Genomic DNA, 19,279 nt, shown 5'->3' with positions numbered 1-19,279 from the left:
GTTAGCTGTTTCACTAGGGGGCGAGTGTTGTACCAATACTTATATAAAAAAAACGCGTAGGGAATCTGAAAAAAGAGCGAATAAAACCACATGCCAGCCGCTAATATTATGCCTTCGTGGGCATTTGGCGAGGTATCAATTAAATAGCTGCCAATACCATATAAACCTATGATTGCTTCAACCCACAGTATTGCGCCAAGCAATAAAATCTAGCCACCCATTACAAATCGCGTTATTTAGGCTCCTCTACTAGACTCAGTAAAAGTGTTTATGTGGAGGAGTTGCTATGCCGAGGCCTAGAAGAACTCAGATTAGTGTTGAAGACACGCCCTTCTATCACTGTTGTAGTCGCGTTGTTCGGCGTGCATTTTTATGCGGCGATGATACCTATTCGGGTAAAAACTATGACCATCGCCGCGCTTGGGTAGAATCGTTACTGTTTGAACTTGAGGCGGTTTTTGCTATTGATATAGCGGCCTTTGCGGTAATGTCGAATCATTTGCATGTGGTGTTACGGGTGGATATCGACCGTGCTAATCGTTGGACTGATCGCGAAGTGCTTGAGCAGTGGCATAAGCTATTTAAAGGTGATGAATTAACGCAAAAATTCGCTAAAGGTGAGTTGGTTGAACCTCACCAAGTCCTCAGGCTAAAACATGCAATAGCAATTTACCGTAGCCGTTTATGTGATATCAGTTGGTTCATGCGTTGCTTAAACGAACCGATAGCAAGGCAAGCAAATCAAGAAGATAACTGTAGTGGTCGTTTCTGGGAAGGTCGCTTTAAGTCACAGGCTCTACTTGATGAAGCTGCGGTTTTAGCCTGTATGACCTATGTTGATTTGAATCCCATCAGAGCCAAAATGGCTAACACGCCAGAACAATCAGACCATACCAGCATTCAGCTACGCATTCGGGCTGCATTGAAAGGTGAACATCCTAACAATTTACTGCCTTTCATTGGTAATGAACGCGATAACCAACCTAATGGAATCGCGTTTATGCTCAAGGATTATCTTGAGTTAGTTGAGGATACAGGGCGGATCATCCGCAACGATAAGCGTGGTGCAATGAGTGGAAATAGCACCAAGTTACTGACTAGATTAAATATATCCCAAGACAATTGGCTTAAACTGACCACCGAGTTTGGCAAGCTATTTCATGGCCCAGTCGGTACGTTGCAAGAACTGACCGATTACTGCGAGCATTTAGAGAAGCGACGACGGCACTTTGCTAAATGCTGTCGTTACCTTAACACAGGCTGATTTCAAGCCTGTTTCATTGCTCGTTCCTTCAAAAGCTCCAACACCTCCAACGAGACAATGGGTTGGGCTTGTTTTACTAAAAATATCGTTTTTCAGCCAAATAGATCAATTTAGTTAGTCACAATCCTTTGTAACCCTACTTCGCTAGCCTTTTAACGGCTAAGTGACTTTTCGTCACTTGAATGCTAACAGAAAGTGCATTATGTTCTTGTTTTATCTTGGGTGGCCTGATTTTTTCGTCGCCTGATTTTTTGTAGCGTTATGGGTATAGGAGAGTCTGAGTTTGGCGATAGATAGAATAGATTGGCACAGCGGGGCTGATAATTTTCCAAAAGATCTTGCCCCTGAGGCTGGCGGAACTCATATCGGTATGTTTATCGCTTGGGTTATCAATAACAATCTTGAAGGCGAGTTGCACCAAACTGACTCTGTTGAATCCGTTGCCAAAGTTAAATCCCGGAAAATGACAGGTACAGAGTTTCTGATCAAAGAGTGTGATGAGAAGTTCTGGGAAGATGACCTAAATCCTGAAGGCTTAGAATTTGCCAAGCATTACTATGAGTCAAATACGTACTATGGGGATTACGAAGCCGCCTTAGTTTCATCCGAGCCTACGCTTTATCATGTCCTGGATACTTGGGATAATTACGATAAACTCTCAGTGTATATTGACTCCGCATTTAAAAAATGGCGAAAAGCTAAAGACAAAAAGTGGTGGCAGTTTTGGCGCTAAACACCCATAACAATCGCATCTTGTTCGGCTGCTGCGCAGCCTAGGACCTCCGTTACGGTGCTTTGTGCCGATCGCTACGCTGGCACAAAACCCAGCACCTTCACTACGGCCCCAAATGCGGGCGTTATAAATACTATTGGAAATTGGCATGAATGAAGTTGATTTTAAAGACCTATTGCTTAATAAATCAGACATCGAGTCTGTGATATACACACATATACATATTGAGCACCTTGTTGTTAATTTCCTTGAAAGTTCGCTCCCTGAACCATCTCACTTGAAACAGATGCGACTAGATTATTTTTCTCGTGTACATCTTTCTTTAGCTCTCGGAATTGCTTCAGAATTGAAAGCGCCACTTGTGAGCTTGGGTAAAATGCGTAATGATTTTGCACACAATCTAGGACAGTCCATAGATAAAAATCGAATAAATAATTTTTATGATTCATTTTCATCGGAACATCGTCAAAAAATTCATAAATTAGCTCATGACCTAGGTGTGTTTGGGCTAGATGAAGGTATGAATTGGAAAGACATGGAGCCCAAAAGTAAATTCTCGCTTTGTTGTATATCTCTGTTTTACTTTGTTCGTTTTTCGATATTAGAGCAGTCTCATAACCAAAAACTGTCAAAAATGGCGTTTCACGCGATGCGGAATAAGGTCGATAGTTCATCGTAACCATATTTATAACAAAGCATTTAAGAGTGATTCGCAACGCTTGGCGTTTTCGCTTCGCTCAAGTATAGCCAAGCGTCGCTCACACCTTAATGCGGCGTTAATCCATAGAAATTTTTATCCGAAATTCACCTGATGCAGCCGAGGTTCTGACACGCTTTTGTCCCGAAGTGAGTTACAACGAGTATGATACTTTAATATTCAGTTGTAGCTTGGTTTGGATTTGGTAGTAGCAACTAGTATGAATTTGTATTTTTGGCCACGTTTAATCTTAAACGGTTCAAGCAGGGTTAATTGACTGTTTAGTATGAAACTTTATTTTTCACCAACATTAAGATATTTAGCTAACAACTTGAGCATCCTTATTATTTTGGCTGCGGCGAGTTTACCGCAACTGCATACAAGGTGGCTAACTGTGAAGGAAAACGACTGGATAGGCCATCTATTCAAACGATTTGTAAAGCAGGGGTGAATATGCAGAACATTGCTGCAAATAGCACTGATGCATTGGCGACCATCGAAAAATGGGACTTTTTCGTTGAGCCCCCAAGGATGGGTTTACGGCGTGTCGCCAGAGCATAAGTGCTGTTGCACTCGACAGGTTCAATGGATTAAGCAAAGCAATAAAAAGCCCAGATTTATATTCTGGGCTTACTTGAATCAAATAAGTTAATGCATCGAACGCTAGGAGCTAAGACGTCATTAATACTTAGGCTTAAAAACGCTTAAAACACCATTTCGGGTACATGCTCTGGCACGATTAATTTGCCAGCGGTTTTGCTGACAATTTCTTCAACGCTGACACCGGGGGCACGCTCTAACAGATGGAAGGCGCCGTCTTTAATCTCGATAAAGGCTAAATCGGTAACAACACGTTTGATACAGCCGTAGCCTGTGAGCGGTAATTCGCACACGGGTAACAGCTTAGAGTTGCCGTACTTATCGGCGTGCATCATAGTCACGATAATATTTTCCGCACCCGCGACTAAATCCATTGCGCCGCCCATGCCTTTGATAAGTTTGCCTGGGATCATCCATGAAGCGATAGAACCATTCACATCGACCTCAAAGGCGCCGAGTACGGTTAAGTCCACATGGCCGCCACGGATCATGGCAAAGCTTTCAGCGGAGGAGAAAAACGAGGCGCCTTTTACCGCGGTGACGGTTTGTTTACCGGCGTTAATTAAATCCGGATCGATAGTTTCTTCCGTCGGAAATTCACCCATGCCGAGCAGGCCGTTTTCCGATTGCAGCATCACTTCCATACCTGCGGGAATATAGTTAGCCACGAGCGTGGGAATGCCAATACCGAGGTTGACGTAGTAGCCGTCTTGTAATTCTTTGGCAACGCGCTGTGCCAGTTGTTCTCTTGATAATGCCATGATCTTTATCCTTCCTTTACCTAGAGTCGCTATAGGCCTCAATTTTTCGGTCTTTATTTCGGGCTTAGACTCTGTCGCTTTAGCTTGCGTTGTTAATCGTTCAGCGCTTCTTATTTTGCCGCTTTTACCGTGCGCTGCTCGATACGTTTCTCGAACTTGCCTTGGATGACGCGATCAACATAAATGCCGGGAGTATGGATATGATCAGGATCGAGCTCGCCCAGCTCCACAATAAACTCGGCTTCCACAACCGTGATTTTGCCCGCAGTCGCCATCATAGGGTTAAAGTTAGCAGCGGTTTTGCGGAACACTAAGTTACCCATAGTATCGGCCTTCCAAGCGCGAACGAGGGCAAAATCGGCAGTCAGCGACTCTTCTAACACATAGTGACGGCCTTTGATTTCACGGGTTTCTTTACCTTCCGCCACGGGGGTACCGTAGCCAGTGGCGGTGAAAAATGCCGGAATGCCTGCGCCGCCCGCGCGGATTTTTTCCGCCAGCGTACCCTGCGGCGTTAAAATCACATTGAGTTCGCCCGAGAGCATTTGCTGTTCGAAAGTGGCGTTCTCACCTACGTAGGAGGCGATCATGGTCGAAATCTGGCGGTGTTTTAACAATAAGCCCAGACCGAAATCATCCACACCCGCGTTGTTTGAAATGGCGGTTAAGCCCTTAACGCCCATCTTAACCATTTGATTGATTAAGCCTTCAGGAATACCGCACAGGCCAAAACCGCCAACCATAATGGTCATATCATCGGATAAACCTGCTAACGCTTCTTCATAGCTGTTGACGACTTTATTGAGTCCTGCCATTTTGATGTCCTTTTACTGTTATTCAGTCCCCAAGGCGCTAGGTATGTTTAGCGCCTCGACGCTTGAGTCTAGGCTTTAGTGCCCTGCAAGATTGCATTGGCGACTTTAGAGCCATTAAGACGATTTAATTGTTTGCTGATCCCAAAACCCGCTAATGCCAGTTTTTCTAAATCGATACCCGTCTTCAAACCGAGTCCTTGGAGCATATAGACCAAGTCTTCACTCGCCAGATTGCCCGACGCGCCTTTTGCATACGGGCAACCACCTAGGCCCGCCACTGAGGCGTCAAAGCTGCGCACACCTAAGTCAAGGCAGGCGGTAATATTGGCTAATGCTTGACCATAGGTGTCGTGGAAGTGCAGGGCGAGTTTTTCTACCGGCACTCGCTCCATCACGGCTTGCAGCATTTTACGGGCTTTTAACGGCGTGCCTACACCGATAGTGTCGCCGAGCGAAATTTCGTAACAGCCCATTTTGTAAAGGATTTCAGACACTCTTGCCACTTCGCTCGCCGCGATTTCCCCTTCATAGGGGCAACCTAAAACGCAGGACACATAGCCACGCACTGAGATATTGGCGGCTTTTGCCATGTCCATCAACGGGATAAAGCGTTCAATCGACTCTTCAATCGAACAGTTGATATTGCGCTGACTAAAGCTTTGTGACGCCGCACCAAAGATAGCGACTTCGGAAGCTTTTGCATCCAGCGCCAGCTCTAAGCCTTTGACATTGGGGGTGAGGGCGCTGTAAACCACGCCCGCTTGACGGCGAATTTGGCGCAATACTTCGCCACTATCGGCCATTTGTGGCACCCATTTGGGTGATACAAAACTGCCTGCTTCAATTCGCTTCACGCCCGCATCGGCGAGGGATTCAATCAAGGCGACTTTGGCCTGTGTCGGGACGGCGGCTTCATTCTGCAAGCCATCACGGGGCCCCATCTCGAACAGGCTAATCCTATCCGAGCTGGCGCTTACCGAGGTCGAGCTTAAGTTCGTAAGATCCAGCGCAGACATTTAGGCTTCCTCGCTCTGGGCTTTGGGCTCAACATGGAGCAGTACAGCGCCATCGCTCACTAACTCGCCCGCCTTGAAGTAGAACTCGGTAACGATACCGTCGAAGGGCGCTTCAATGGTGTATTCCATCTTCATCGCTTCCATCACCAGTAGCCCTTGTCCCGCCTTCACCTCAGCACCGACTTCCACTAAGTGGGTCACAACTGTGCCGTTCATCGGGGCCTTGAGTTTATCTTCATTGCTGGATTCGGCCTCAACCACTTGGGTTTTTACCGCCCTGAAGTGATAACTACCTGAGGGTAAAAACAGCGTAAAATCATCGCCCTGAGCGCTGACAGGCACTTTACTCTTATGGCCGTTGATTTCGGCTAACAGTAAATCCTGCTTAAGCTCACCACTCAGGGACTTGCTCACTTGGCCCTCTGCTGCGGCTTGGGATAACTGGTAGTGATCGCCAAAGTCTAGTAACACCAATTGTTGTAACTCGTGGGCATCGTCGAGCAGGGCAATAGTATGCTGGCTAACGCTGTTGAGTCTAAAGCCACTGACTTGGCCCCAAGGCGAGTAAGGATCGGCGCTATTAATTGCCTGTGCCTTGGCGGCTTCTTTACGGGCAAGTACTTGATACAGCGCGGCAAAAGCGATAGCCGTATCGGTTTCGCTCGAAGCACTGCCAATCAGCGCATCGCCGTAACGGTTGATAAAGTCGGTGCTAAAATCCGCCTTGGCAAAGGCGGGATGCTCGGCAATATTCGCCAAAAATTCAATATTGTGCTTAAGCCCGCTGATTTGGTAGGACTCGAGGGCATGCACTAGGCGCTGTAGCGCGCGCGGACGCGACTCATCCCACACGATGAGCTTGGCTATCATAGGATCGTAGAAATTACTGATCACATCGTTTTCACGGATGCCGGAATCGATACGCACGTATTTGCTTTGCTCGGGCTCGCGCAGGAAGTTGAGCTTACCGCTGGCGGGTAAAAACTCATTTTGCGGATCTTCGGCGTAAATACGTACCTCAAAGGCGTGTCCATGGATACGCACTTCGTCCTGTTTGAGCGGTAACGGCTGACCACTGGCGACCATTAACTGCCATTTGACTAAGTCTTGGCCCGTCACCATTTCGGTCACCGGATGCTCTACCTGCAGACGAGTATTCATCTCCATAAAGTAGAAGCTATTGTCGGTATCTAACAGGAATTCAACGGTTCCCGCGCCAACATAATCGATGGCCTTGGCGGCAGCGACGGCGGCTTCACCCATTTGGGCGCGCAGTTCATCGCTTAAACCGGGTGCTGGTGCTTCTTCGACCACTTTTTGGTGGCGGCGCTGAATCGAGCAGTCGCGATCCGATAAGTAAATTGCATTGCCAAAGGTATCGGCAAACACTTGGACTTCGACATGGCGAGGCTGGCGTAAATAACGCTCCATCAATAACTTATCGTTACCGAAGGAGGAGGCCGCTTCACGGCGCGCCGAGTTGATGGCGCCCATGATTTCGCCTTCATGCTCAACGATACGCATACCTTTGCCACCGCCACCGTAGGCGGCTTTAATCAGCATGGGGAAGCCGATTTTTAAGGCTTCGGCCTTGAGGGTAGCGTCGGTTTGATCGTCGCCATGGTAACCTGGCACTAAAGGCACTTGGGCTGCAGTCATAATGGCTTTGGCCGCGCTCTTGCTGCCCATGGCATCTATGGCATCGCTGCCTGGGCCAACAAATACGATTCCGGCCGCCTCACACTTGCGGGCAAAGTCGGCGTTTTCCGATAAAAAACCATAGCCTGGGTGAATGGCTTGTGCCTGAGCTTTTTTGGCAATCTCGATAATCAAGTCGCCCTTGAGGTAAGAATCTGCTGGGGCGCTACCACCTAAGTAAAACGATTCGTCGGCCATGGCAACATGGCGGGCGTTTTTATCGGCATCGGAATATAAGGCTACGGTGCGAACGCCCATGGCCTGCGCGGTTTTGATAATGCGGCAGGCAATTTCACCACGGTTAGCAATTAAAAGCTTAGTGAACATGCTGTTAGTCAACATCGGCTTGGTCAACATTAAAGTGCTCCTTGAGTATCTGTTGGCGTGTGCCAGTTCGGCTGACGTTTTTCAAAAAAGGCGTTTAAACCTTCTTGGCCTTCATCAGATACCCGAATGCGGGCGATGCGCTCGCTGGTGTAATCAATCGTATCTTGGTCTATCACGCCGTCTTCGAGGCGGGCGAGTAGGGTCTTTACCCATGCCATGCCCTGCGGACTGTTGGCGAGCAGCGCGGTGATAATCGGCTGCGCTGCGGTCGCTAAATCGTCGTTTATCTCATGGATAACATTGAGTTTAAGTGCCGTTTGCGCATCAAAACGCTCCGCAGTCAGCATATAGCGGCGTGAGGCGCGATTGCCCATGGCGCGGGCAACGTAGGGGCTAATCACCGCAGGGATCAGCCCTAGTTTGACTTCGCTTAAGCAGAAGCTTGCACGCTGGGTGGCGATGGCAATATCACTGGCGCAAATTAACCCAAGCGCGCCGCCAAAGGCCGCACCTTGGACTAAGGCGATAGTGGGTTTTGGAAAGGTATCTAAATCCTGCATCAGCTTGGCCAGCGCCTTGGCGTCATTCAGGTTTTGATCAAAATCCATCTTGGCTTGTTTGCGCATCCAGTTTAAGTCGGCGCCTGCGCTGAAGTTTTTGCCATTGGCTTTTAATACCAAGAGTTTGCAGTCTTTGTGCTCGGCAAAATAACCGAGGACGGCGATCATTTCGCTGATCATCACCTCATCGAAGGCGTTGTGCACTTCTGCTCGGTTAAGAGTTAACTCGCCCACGCCGTTATTGAGCGCATAGCTGACGTGCTGCAAATGAGCTAAGGATTGAGTGCTAGTGTTCTGGTGTTGTGTGTCAGTCATTATTATTCCCGTCATATTTATCCCCTCTATGAGTGATACGTAAGGCATCGCAAGATGCGTTACATACGGAAGACGCCGAAGCGGGTGTCTTCGATAGGGGCATTTAATGCGGCTGACAGGGCAAGGCCCACCACATCACGGGTTTGCGCCGGGTCGATAATGCCGTCATCCCACAGACGGGCGCTGGCATGGTAGGGATGACCCTCTTTATCGTACTGGGCAATAATCGGTGCTTTAAAGGCTTTTTCATCCTCAGCAGACCATTCTTCACCTTTACGGGCTAAACCGTCGCGGCGTACTGTCGCTAATACGCCAGCGGCTTGCTCGCCACCCATCACAGAGATGCGCGCATTGGGCCACATCCACATCATGGTTGGTTCGAAGGCGCGGCCGCACATACCATAGTTACCCGCGCCGTAGCTGCCACCGATAATCACAGTGAATTTAGGTACATTGGCGCAGGAGACTGCGGTCACCATTTTGGCGCCGTGCTTTGCGATACCTTCGTGTTCGTACTTTTTACCCACCATAAAGCCGGTGATGTTTTGCAGGAACAGTAGCGGGATCTTGCGCTGGCAGCACAGTTCGATAAAGTGCGCGCCTTTTTGCGCCGATTCTGAGAATAAAATGCCGTTGTTGGCCACAATTCCCACGGGATAGCCGTGAATGCGGGCAAAACCACAAACTAGGGTTGCGCCATAGTTGGCCTTAAACTCATCGAAATCCGAGTCGTCGACAATGCGGGCGATCACTTCTTTCACATCGAAGGGTTTTTTCAAGTCGGTGCCGACGATGCCATAGAGTTCGTTGATATCAAACTTAGGTGGCTTAACCGGGCTCAGTAAACTGTTGATTTGTTTTTGATGATTCAGACGCAGCACTGCACGGCGGGCAAGCTCTAAGGCATGCTCATCGTTTTGGGCTAAGTGATCCGCGACACCTGAAATTTTAGTGTGTACATCGGCGCCGCCGAGTTCTTCAGCGCTGACTTCTTCACCGGTCGCGGCTTTCACTAACGGCGGCCCAGCTAAGAAAATAGTGCCTTGATCTTTAACGATAATCGATTCATCGGCCATGGCAGGAACATAGGCGCCGCCCGCGGTACATAGGCCCATCACCACCGCAATTTGCGGAATACCCTTGGCGGACATTTGCGCTTGGTTGTAAAAAATCCGGCCGAAATGGTCGCGGTCCGGGAACACTTCATCCTGACGGGGCAAGTTAGCGCCGCCCGAGTCGACTAGATAGATACAGGGCAGATGGCAGCGACTGGCAATCTCTTGTGCCCTTAAGTGTTTTTTGACCGTGATAGGGTAGTAAGTGCCGCCTTTGACCGTGGCATCGTTGGCGATAATCATGCACTCCACGCCGCTTACTCGGCCGATACCGGCAATAATCCCTGCGGCGGGCACTTCTTCGTCATAGACTTCAAATGCCGCAAATTGCGATAATTCTAAAAAGGGCGAACCTGCGTCGAGGAGTTTCTCAACCCGTTGACGAGGAAGGAGTTTACCGCGGGCTAAATGGCGCTCTAGGGCAACGGGGCCGCCGCCGAGTTCAATTTTGGCGAGTTTGGTTTTGAGATCGGCCACGAGGGCGGCCATATCGTCGGATTTGGCTTTAAATTCATCGCTACGGGCGTTGATACGACTGCTTAATTGCGTCACTTTGATTGTCCTTATAAAGCGGTAACTCAGTATCAGTTGGCTCGGTGGGCGAAGGGGCATGAAAGGCTAAAGCTCATCATGCGCCGTTCGCCCTAGGCTGCTTATTTCGATTCGTTAAAGAGCTCGCGGCCAATCAGCATACGGCGAATTTCTGAGGTGCCAGCACCGATCTCATAGAGTTTGGCATCGCGCAGTAAGCGGCCAGTCGCATATTCATTGACGTAACCGTTACCGCCGAGCAATTGAATGGCATCCAGTGCCATTTTGGTGGCCAGTTCCGCGCTGTAAAGAATGGCGCCCGCGGCGTCTTTACGGGTGGTTTCACCGCGATCGCAGGATTTCGCCACGCTATACACATAGGCTTTAGCGGCGTTCATGCCGGTATACATATCGGCTAATTTGCCTTGAACTAATTGGAATTCACCGATGGATTTACCAAATTGCTCACGTTCGTGGATATAAGGCACGACGATATCCATACAGGCATTCATGATCCCCAGCGGGCCGCCTGAGAGCACGACGCGTTCGTAATCTAAGCCACTCATCAGCACTTTGACGCCATTGTTGAGGCCACCAAGAATATTTTCCTCTGGCACTTCGACATCTTCAAACACCAGTTCACAGGTGTTTGAACCGCGCATGCCTAATTTGTCGAGTTTTTGCGCTTGGCTGAAACCTTTAAAACCACGCTCAACGATAAAGGCCGTGATACCGTGTGCGCCTTTGGTTAAGTCGGTTTTGGCATAAATCACATAGGTATTGGCATCGGGACCGTTGGTGATCCACATTTTGTTGCCGTTGAGGATATAGCGGTCGCCTTCTTTACGGGCGTGCAGCTTCATCGAAACCACATCTGAGCCGGCATTGGGCTCACTCATTGCCAGTGCGCCGATATGTTCACCGCTGACCAGCTTTGGTAGGTACTTGGCTTTTTGCTCAGCATTACCGTTACGGTTAATTTGGTTTACACACAGGTTGGAGTGGGCGCCGTAGCTTAACCCGATAGAAGCAGATGAGCGGGAAATCTCTTCCATGGCGACCACGTGGGCAAGATAGCCCATATTTGCACCGCCGTATTCCTCAGGCACAGTGACACCTAAGAGTCCCATTCCACCGAGCACGGGCCAAATTTCGTTAGGAAAGGCGTTGTCGTGGTCGACTTTAGCTGCAATGGGAGCGATTTCGTGTTTAGCGAAATCTTGCACCGCATCGCGCAGCATATCGACTTCTTCGCCTAGGCCAAAATTGAGACTGGTGTAGAGTGAGTTCATTGCTTGTGTCCTATCTTAGGTTCTAATTTATATTTTTATGATTATTAGGTGCTTGAGTCTTTAAAACCGTCTTACAGTGCGTGATATGTCACTGTCACGCGGTCGTACCAACTGAGGTGTTGATTAATGCTATCCTCGCAAGCCTCGAAGGGATTAGGCCTTGGCCTTGCTTTCTTCTAGGGCGAGGCGGCATTGCTGCTCGGCCGAGTTCAGCTCCATCAGTACCACTTTAATGTCGTCCATTTGCTGCTGCAGTGCGGATTTTTTCTCTTCGACTAGGGCAAGCATGGTATTGAGCTGGGTAGTGCTGCTCTTGTCGGCATCGTAAAGTTCGAATAGGCGGCGGGTTTCCGCGAGGGAGAACCCAAGGCGCTTGCCGCGCAGAATTAGTTTGAGTCGAACCCTGTCTTTGAGACTGTAAATGCGGGTTTGACCGCGACGTTTAGGCTTAAGTAAGCCTTGGTCTTCGTAAAAACGAATGCTTCGGGTCGTGATATCAAACTCTTTTGAGAGATCACTGATCGAATAAGTCGTTTGTGGCGTGTTAGTTGCGCTCATTCAGGCACCTTAGTTAATCATTTTTATGCAAGATATATGAAGTTTACGTAAAGGTAAAGATTGTGGCATGGTTAGTCTGAATTTTTTGTCAATTCTTGTTGCCACTTAGCTCAAGCTGTGTTGTTTAACATGTTGATAAATATTACGTTAGCTTGAAATCAAACAAGTGTTTTTTAGGTGAGTCCCCCATATTGCCTTAAGGCTCCACGGGGGAAGAGAACTTATTAAGTGGTGGCGTTAAGGCTGGCGTGTAAGCCGTTATTCCAACGTATTGAGCAAGCCATCATCGGCTAACACACCCTCATAGGTTGGGCGATTTAATGCTTCGATAAGTACCGGGTCACGTGTGTATATATCATTGTAAAATTTGATTTTTCCGTTTTTGATGGTCACGGTCCAATACATAATCAAAATATCTAAGGGCTGATCTAAAAACAGGTTTTCTGTTTTTCCCTCTGCAAGTTTGCGATTGAGCGTTTCACTGGACCAATTCGCATTGGCGCTCAGCAGTTTATCGGCGAGCACGAGGGGATCTTTTACTCGAATACAACCGTGACTGAAGGCTCTATTGGTTTGCTCGAATAGATTTTTCGATGGCGTATCATGCAGATAAATTGAATATTGGTTTGGGAAGATAAATTTAACTAAACCAAGGGAGTTATCTTCCCCTGGCCCCTGCACAAACCAGTAGGGAAAGTTTTTGCGGGTCATACTGTGCCAATCGATGCCGCGAGCATCGACGGGCGTGCCCGAGGCTTCAACGACTTTAAAGTGCTTTTTTTGCAGATAATCGGGATCTTTACGTAAGTGGTTGATGATCTCCGTGGAGATACTGCGGGGCACGGTCCAAGTGGGATTCACAACCACATATTTTAATTTGGATTTAAACAATGGCGTCTTAGCGTCGATTTTGCCGATGATAATGTCGGTACGCCAGTTTAAGTTATTGTCTTTAAATAGTAATAATTCGTAGCCAGCCAAATTAACCAGCAGATAGTTTGCCGGCAAGTTGGCTGATAGCCAGCGGGCACGCTCGAGGTTAATGCGGATCTGCTCGACCCTTTGTGTATAGGGAACATTTAACGCCGCCATTGTGCCTGCGCCTATCACCCCATCGGCCTTAAGGCTGTGGTCAGTTTGAAATTGACGTACCGCAGCTTCAAGCGTGCTGTCATAAGTTAAGGGCTCGTTTACGGCGGCGCTATTCTCCGCTGGCGAGCTTGCTGCTAAGTAACCTAACTCTTTTAGCCGTGTGGCAATGCTTTGTACCGAGGGGGAAGTGCTACCGGGTTTAATGACTTCCGTATAAGGAATCGTGGTAAAGGGATAGCGAGCGGCCAAGTCTTTGTACTGGGCAAGATACTGTTTAAGCTGGTGATATGGCGCAATCTTAGGCGCTAAGCCTGTAATCGCCTCGGCCACAGTGTGCGCTTTAATGTGTTCTTCAAGCTGTTTTAATGTGGTATCAAAATCCAGATGAGCTTCATCATAGTTCCAGGTTTTGCCGAGCATACTGGGATTGACTTTGCCATTAAGTAAATGAATAGCATAGGTAATAATTCCATCGGTTAGTAGCACTTCAAATACACTACTGCGATATTCATCTTGCCAATTCGATGCACTCAGTTGTTGGTAAAGTTCGACCAACTTGGGATAGTGGTAATCTTCCTTCGCAAGACCCTCTTCATCGGCACTTTTAATTACATCGAGTAGCGTGCCCGCATAGTCTTTATCCTCCCAGAGCGCTTGATATTGGCGCACTTGATAGACCCGTGAGAGTAACTTAGCGCTGATGATCTGAGTGTTATCTACGTTAGCCCGCTCACCGATAGACAGGGGTTCGAGTAATGTTTCAAGTTGTGGTGTCGAAGCAAAACAAGCCGTACTGACGAGATTGATGAATAGGAGTAGACCGAGTTTGAATTGGCTGAAGCGGCGCATAATGAGTATTTCTTTCCGTGAAAAATCCATTAAAGACATAAGATTATGTGGAAGTCTTCTACACAGCAAGTGTTAGATGGTCTATCTCTTCGGATTTATTTTTTAACCCCAGTATATCCCTTAGTCTAATGGGGGAATAATGCGTGGCAGGTCATAATCAACCTCGGAAGGAAGGGGAGAGTTTCATCTGTGTTGACACGGATGAGTGTCATGATGGGAGGCCTTATGACAGATGTTGGACAACAATTACATCAGACATCTATTGCGAACAAACAGGCATTTTGGCAACAAGCAGCCAAGGCCTTAGATTGGGTTACGCCAAGCAAACAAATATTAGATGAAAGCGAGGCACCATTTTACCATTGGTTTAGCGATGGTGAGTTAAACACGTGTTATAACGCGATAGACCGACATGTGTTAGCGGGACGTGGTGAGCAGATTGCGATTCATTACGTTAGCCCAGTAACCGAAACCGAATACAGTATTACCTATCACGAACTGCAGGCTCAGGTAGCAAGGCTTGCAGGGTATTTGCGTACTATGGGGGTGACAAAGGGTGATCGGGTGGTTATTTACATGCCGATGGTACCCGAAACGGCCTATGCCATGCTTGCCTGCGCGCGCATTGGCGCCATTCATTCGGTGGTATTTGGTGGCTTTGCGGCCAATGAACTTGCCACCCGTATCAATGATGCCAAACCTAAGCTGGTAATGTCTGCCTCCTGCGGGATTGAACCTTCAGGGGTTGTGCCCTATAAACCCCTACTAGATAAAGCATTAAATGAAGCGGTGCACAAGGTTGAGCATTGCTTGATTTTAAACCGCCCTCAATATGAAGCGCAGATGCAAACTGGTCGAGACGCCGATTGGCAGACCGCGCTTAAAGGATGCGAAAGCGTTGACTGCGTCACGGTAAATGCCACCGCTCCTTTATATGTGCTCTATACCTCTGGCACTACGGGCCAACCTAAAGGGGTGGTGCGTGACAATGGCGGTCATGCGGTCGCATTAGCTTGGTCGATGGCCAATATTTACGATATTCATCAAGGCGATGTGTTTTGGGCTGCATCGGATGTGGGTTGGGTTGTTGGTCATTCCTATATTGTTTATGGTCCGTTACTCGTGGGGGCGACCACGCTGTTATATGAAGGCAAACCCGTTGGCACACCCGACCCCGGCGCCTTTTGGCGTACGATTGCCAAGTATCAAGTTAAAAGCTTTTTCACCGCGCCCACGGCGATTCGCGCTATTAAGCGTGAAGATCCCGACGGCGAATTCATTCAAGGTGTTGATTTAAGCTGCTTGAAGAATGTCTTTTTAGCTGGGGAGCGCTGCGATCCCGACACACTGCATTGGGCTGAAGACAATTTACATAAACCGGTTATCGATCATTGGTGGCAAACTGAAACAGGTTGGCCAGTAGCCGCAAATCTAATGGGGGTGGCGCCGATTGCCGTTAAAGCCGGCTCACCGGGGCGACCCGTGCCTGGATACGAAGTTGATGTCGTCGATGAGATGGGCGCTAAAGTGGCGGCGAATGTCTCTGGCAATGTGGTGATAAAATTACCCTTGCCACCGGGCACGCTCACAACGCTCTGGCAAAATAATAAACGTTATCAGGATAGTTACTTATCCATGTACCCAGGCTATTACCTTACGGGGGATGCGGGCTACATGGATGAAGAGGGTTATCTCTACATTATGAGCCGCATCGATGACATCATTAACGTTGCGGGTCATCGTCTCTCTACTGGGCGGTTTGAAGAGGTGCTGTGCCAGCATCCCGATGTGGCCGAAGCCGCCGTGATCGGTGTTGATGACAAATTAAAGGGCCAAGTGCCATTAGGCTTAGTGGTACTTAAAAAGGGCGTGACTATTACGGATGAGGAGCTGCATAAGCAGTTAATTGCCCTCGTTCGCCAAGAAATTGGTCCCGTTGCGTCCTTTAGGTTGGTGAGCGCGATTCAAAAGCTGCCGAAAACCCGCTCGGGTAAAATCCTGCGCGGCACTATGCGTAAAATTGCTGATAATCAGCAATATACGGCGCCAGCGACCATTGAAGATCCGCAGACCCTCGATTTAGTCCGCACGACCTTAACCCGCATGGGCTATGCCGATGCTTTAGTGGGCTAGAGTGAGCGGCTCAAGTTAACGACTTAAAAAGTTAAGATCGTCAAACAAAAGAGCAAGCGATAGTCTTTTTAGATTATCGCTTTCTTATTTAGATTTAGACGAATGCTTAGAGCACTTGCCCTTATTCGTCACATTTTGGTAGTCTAGCCAGCATTCTTAATAGAGCTTTGCATCGACAGTGCACTATTAAGGCGCCGGATCTTAAGCGGTACTGCGGACATTCATTATCCTTATTGCTTTTGACCCATTAACATTTCACAACGGCTTAGGGACGACCCTAAATACGCCGATATCAATTTGGGGACGACCCCGTATGGGAGTTCTCTATGAGCTGGTTACTGTTAATACTTGCTGGACTTTTTGAAATTGGTTGGGCCATCGGACTCAAATACACCGATGGTTTTACTCGCTTGTGGCCGAGTGTGTTTACTTTGCTCTCCATGGCGTTCAGTGTGTTGCTACTGGGCCTCGCCGTTAAGCAATTGCCGATAGGCACGGCTTATGGTGTGTGGGTTGGCATAGGTGCCATGGGCACGGCAATTGCGGGCATTATTCTCTTAGGCGAGGGAGTGAGCTTGCTGAAAATCGCCAGCTTAATCCTCATTTTGCTTGGCGTACTCGGTTTAAAACTCGCTCATTAATCAATTTACATCCTCAAGGAAGAGCTTGCCCAAGATGTATACGATTGGTAAAGATGTTTGGTGAGATTTGGGAATATTCTCCTGAAAAAACAACGCATCTTGATTTGCAATCGAGTTTGCCAATCGTATGCATCGTCTCTTCTCTCTGGTAATTAAGTTACAAAGGCCGATATAATTACTGCTCCAAATTGGTTATTTCTAACCTCTGTGACCCGTGGGAATTATATAATGCAAAACCACAGCAATCTTAATGATATTGGCGTGATAGGCCTTGGCGTAATGGGTAAAAACCTTGCGCTAAACATCGCCGACAATCAATATCGCGTCAGTGCCTTCGATCTCGATCCTGTTAAAGTCAACGGGGTTTTACAACAAGAAAAACAAGAACGTGTAGGACAGGATCTGCGTATTACAGGCTGTGCTAATCTTTCAGAAATGTTAGCCAGCCTCACTCATCCCCGTATTCTCGTGCTATCTGTCCCTGCGGGTGCGCCTGTGGATGGGGTATGCCATGCCCTGATTTCTGCTGGTATCGAAGCGGATGACATCGTAATCGATACGGGCAACAGTCTTTGGACTGACACCGTTGAACGCGAAAAGCGTTACCAAGGCAAATTTATCTTCTTCAGCTCAGCCGTTTCGGGCGGTGAGGTTGGTGCGCGTTTTGGGCCTTCATTAATGCCAAGCGGCGATCTTGGCGCATGGCAACATGTTGCGCCGATTTGGAAGGCTATTGCCGCTAAGGTTGACCCTAAAACGGGACTGCCGATTGAGCGTTTTGAGCCGGGAAATCCGGTGACCGAAGGCGAACCTTGCACGACCTATATTGGGCCTGCGGGTGCTGGGCATTATGTGAAAATGGTGCATAACGGCATTGAATACGCCGATATGCAGCTGATTTGCGAAGCCTATCAGTTAATGCACGATGGCTTAGGCATGAGCGCAGCACAGGTAGGTGAGGTGTTTGAACGCTGGAATAAGGGCAGTTTAAACAGTTATCTGATGGGGATCAGCGCCGAGGTGCTCAAACAGGCGGATCCGCTAACGGGTAAACCGTTAGTTGAGATGATCCTCGATAAAGCAGGGCAAAAGGGCACAGGCCTTTGGACTGCGGTGAGTAGTTTACAAATAGGTTGCCCAGCCCCCACCATTGCCGAAGCGGTTTATGCTCGGGCGGTGAGCACCCAAAAATCCCTCCGTGTTGAGCTCAGTAAAAAGCTTGCTGGCCCCTTATCTCCTGCGATGGATGAAAACCAAAAAGCCGTCTTAATCGATGCCTTAGAGAGTGCGCTCTATTGCGCTAAGGTCTGTTGCTACGCTCAAGGTTTTCAACTGATGGCAATGACGGCGCAGGAGCAAAAATGGCAACTCGATTTTGCTGAGATCGCGAAAATCTGGCGTGCGGGTTGTATTATTCGTGCCACTTTCTTGCAATCGATAACCCAAGCTTATCAAGCGGATGCTGACTTAAGTTGTTTGTTAATGGCAGACACCTTTGCAACTACCTTATCAGAAAAACAAACAGCGTGGCGCAGTGCTGTGGCGGCGGCGGTTATGCAAGGGATCCCAGTGCCTTGCATTAGCTCTGCACTGGCCTATTACGACAGTTATCGCAGTGAGACCTTGCCAGCTAATTTGCTCCAAGGACAACGGGACTTTTTTGGTGCCCATACTTTTGAGCGTTTAGATAAGCCAGCCGGTGAGAAATACCATTTAGATTGGAGTGCCACAAACAGAGTTTTAATTAAACTATAGATAAAATAATTGAATAGCCCCTAGAAATAGGGGCTTTTTTATTGGTCGTATCTGTTTTATAACTTAAGTTTGTTTTGTAAATGTTAATAATACGACAGTTTAACCGTTTGTCATTCTATATTTAGGGACGGGTTTATTTTGCTGTTTTAGTATTTTTTAAAGAATTTGAAGATTCAAAATGTAAAAATTTATGTAATTTAAACAGTTTGTTGTCTTGTAATTTTAAAAAGCAAATAAAATTATTATCTTTTTGTTTTTAATCTATTTTTTTGATGTCTTATTTATTGTCTGTCTTTATCTGTTCTTAATTTTATCTGCTGATGAAATAATCGAATAAACCTATTCAGTCTTTCATTCTGTTTATATTTGTTTTCATAATTATTTCCTTTGTGTTAAATCTTTGCTTCCCATTTGATGCTTGTATTTTATAAGAGTTCATAGGGTATAACTAAAATAACAGAACTTAATGCGGAATAATGTTAATCAACATTATCACGCCAAATTAAGTTGTAATAAGTAATGAGAAG

The 19,279-nt window shown here is 47.7% G+C and carries 15 protein-coding genes; 6 read left to right on the top strand and 9 right to left on the bottom strand.

Going from position 1 to position 19,279, the window contains the following annotated elements; all coding sequences use genetic code 11:
* The first annotated feature begins 286 nt into the window (after positions 1–286).
* From IEY09_RS07360 to IEY09_RS07350, 3 genes are all read left to right on the top strand, one after another.
* Positions 287–1,264 carry a transposase gene (locus IEY09_RS07360; RefSeq protein WP_188870485.1) on the top strand — a complete coding sequence of 326 codons (978 nt, stop codon included), beginning with the start codon at positions 287–289 and terminating at the stop codon, positions 1,262–1,264.
* Positions 1,265–1,547: 283 nt separating this feature from the next.
* Complete coding sequence (locus tag IEY09_RS07355; protein WP_188870483.1) at positions 1,548–1,997, top strand: DUF7832 domain-containing protein; 450 nt, start codon at positions 1,548–1,550, stop codon at positions 1,995–1,997.
* Between the two features lie 148 nt (positions 1,998–2,145).
* A complete protein-coding gene (locus tag IEY09_RS07350; protein ID WP_037417542.1) occupies positions 2,146–2,676 on the top strand; it encodes a hypothetical protein in 531 nt (176 codons plus the stop codon).
* Between the two features lie 722 nt (positions 2,677–3,398).
* Here IEY09_RS07350 and IEY09_RS07345 read toward each other — a convergent pair.
* The 9 genes from IEY09_RS07345 to IEY09_RS07305 all read right to left on the bottom strand — a co-directional run bounded on the left by IEY09_RS07345 (position 3,399) and on the right by IEY09_RS07305 (position 14,223).
* Positions 3,399–4,055 carry a 3-oxoacid CoA-transferase subunit B gene (locus IEY09_RS07345; protein WP_188870481.1) on the bottom strand — a complete coding sequence of 219 codons (657 nt, stop codon included), beginning with the start codon at positions 4,053–4,055 and terminating at the stop codon, positions 3,399–3,401.
* A gap of 110 nt (positions 4,056–4,165) precedes the next feature.
* Positions 4,166–4,870 carry a CoA transferase subunit A gene (locus IEY09_RS07340; protein WP_188870479.1) on the bottom strand — a complete coding sequence of 235 codons (705 nt, stop codon included), beginning with the start codon at positions 4,868–4,870 and terminating at the stop codon, positions 4,166–4,168.
* Positions 4,871–4,938: 68 nt separating this feature from the next.
* Positions 4,939–5,886 carry a hydroxymethylglutaryl-CoA lyase gene (locus IEY09_RS07335; RefSeq protein ID WP_188870477.1) on the bottom strand — a complete coding sequence of 316 codons (948 nt, stop codon included), beginning with the start codon at positions 5,884–5,886 and terminating at the stop codon, positions 4,939–4,941.
* Positions 5,887–7,926 (bottom strand): acetyl/propionyl/methylcrotonyl-CoA carboxylase subunit alpha, encoded by a 2,040-nt coding sequence (locus IEY09_RS07330; RefSeq protein ID WP_188870596.1) that lies wholly within the window; start codon positions 7,924–7,926, stop codon positions 5,887–5,889.
* A gap of 14 nt (positions 7,927–7,940) precedes the next feature.
* Complete coding sequence (locus IEY09_RS07325; protein WP_188870475.1) at positions 7,941–8,786, bottom strand: enoyl-CoA hydratase-related protein; 846 nt, start codon at positions 8,784–8,786, stop codon at positions 7,941–7,943.
* 59 nt (positions 8,787–8,845) lie between these two features.
* Entirely contained in the window at positions 8,846–10,453 is a 1,608-nt protein-coding gene (locus IEY09_RS07320; protein ID WP_144375995.1) for a carboxyl transferase domain-containing protein, read from the bottom strand.
* 101 nt (positions 10,454–10,554) lie between these two features.
* Positions 10,555–11,724 (bottom strand): isovaleryl-CoA dehydrogenase, encoded by a 1,170-nt coding sequence (locus IEY09_RS07315; protein ID WP_188870474.1) that lies wholly within the window; start codon positions 11,722–11,724, stop codon positions 10,555–10,557.
* 153 nt (positions 11,725–11,877) lie between these two features.
* Positions 11,878–12,282, bottom strand: coding sequence for a MerR family transcriptional regulator (locus IEY09_RS07310; RefSeq protein WP_011623082.1), 405 nt, complete (start codon positions 12,280–12,282; stop codon positions 11,878–11,880).
* 258 nt (positions 12,283–12,540) lie between these two features.
* The gene (locus IEY09_RS07305) at positions 12,541–14,223 is read right to left on the bottom strand and encodes a L,D-transpeptidase family protein (protein ID WP_188870472.1); all 1,683 of its coding nucleotides are present in this window, start codon (positions 14,221–14,223) and stop codon (positions 12,541–12,543) included.
* Between the two features lie 225 nt (positions 14,224–14,448).
* Here IEY09_RS07305 and IEY09_RS07300 point away from each other — a divergent pair, with 225 nt between their 5' ends.
* The 3 genes from IEY09_RS07300 to gnd all read left to right on the top strand — a co-directional run bounded on the left by IEY09_RS07300 (position 14,449) and on the right by gnd (position 18,752).
* A complete protein-coding gene (locus tag IEY09_RS07300; RefSeq protein ID WP_188870470.1) occupies positions 14,449–16,356 on the top strand; it encodes a propionyl-CoA synthetase in 1,908 nt (635 codons plus the stop codon).
* A gap of 326 nt (positions 16,357–16,682) precedes the next feature.
* Complete coding sequence (gene sugE, locus IEY09_RS07295) at positions 16,683–16,997, top strand: quaternary ammonium compound efflux SMR transporter SugE (RefSeq protein WP_037425659.1); 315 nt, start codon at positions 16,683–16,685, stop codon at positions 16,995–16,997.
* A 228-nt stretch (positions 16,998–17,225) separates the two neighbouring features.
* On the top strand, positions 17,226–18,752 hold the full coding sequence (gnd, locus tag IEY09_RS07290) for an NADP-dependent phosphogluconate dehydrogenase (protein WP_088585740.1): 1,527 nt from the start codon (positions 17,226–17,228) through the stop codon (positions 18,750–18,752).
* Positions 18,753–19,279 lie beyond the last annotated feature (527 nt).

This window comes from Shewanella xiamenensis, assembly GCF_014647135.1.
GTDB lineage: Bacteria > Pseudomonadota > Gammaproteobacteria > Enterobacterales > Shewanellaceae > Shewanella > Shewanella xiamenensis.
Note: the sequence above shows the minus strand (reverse complement) of the source record. Positions and strands in the feature narration are given on the sequence as shown.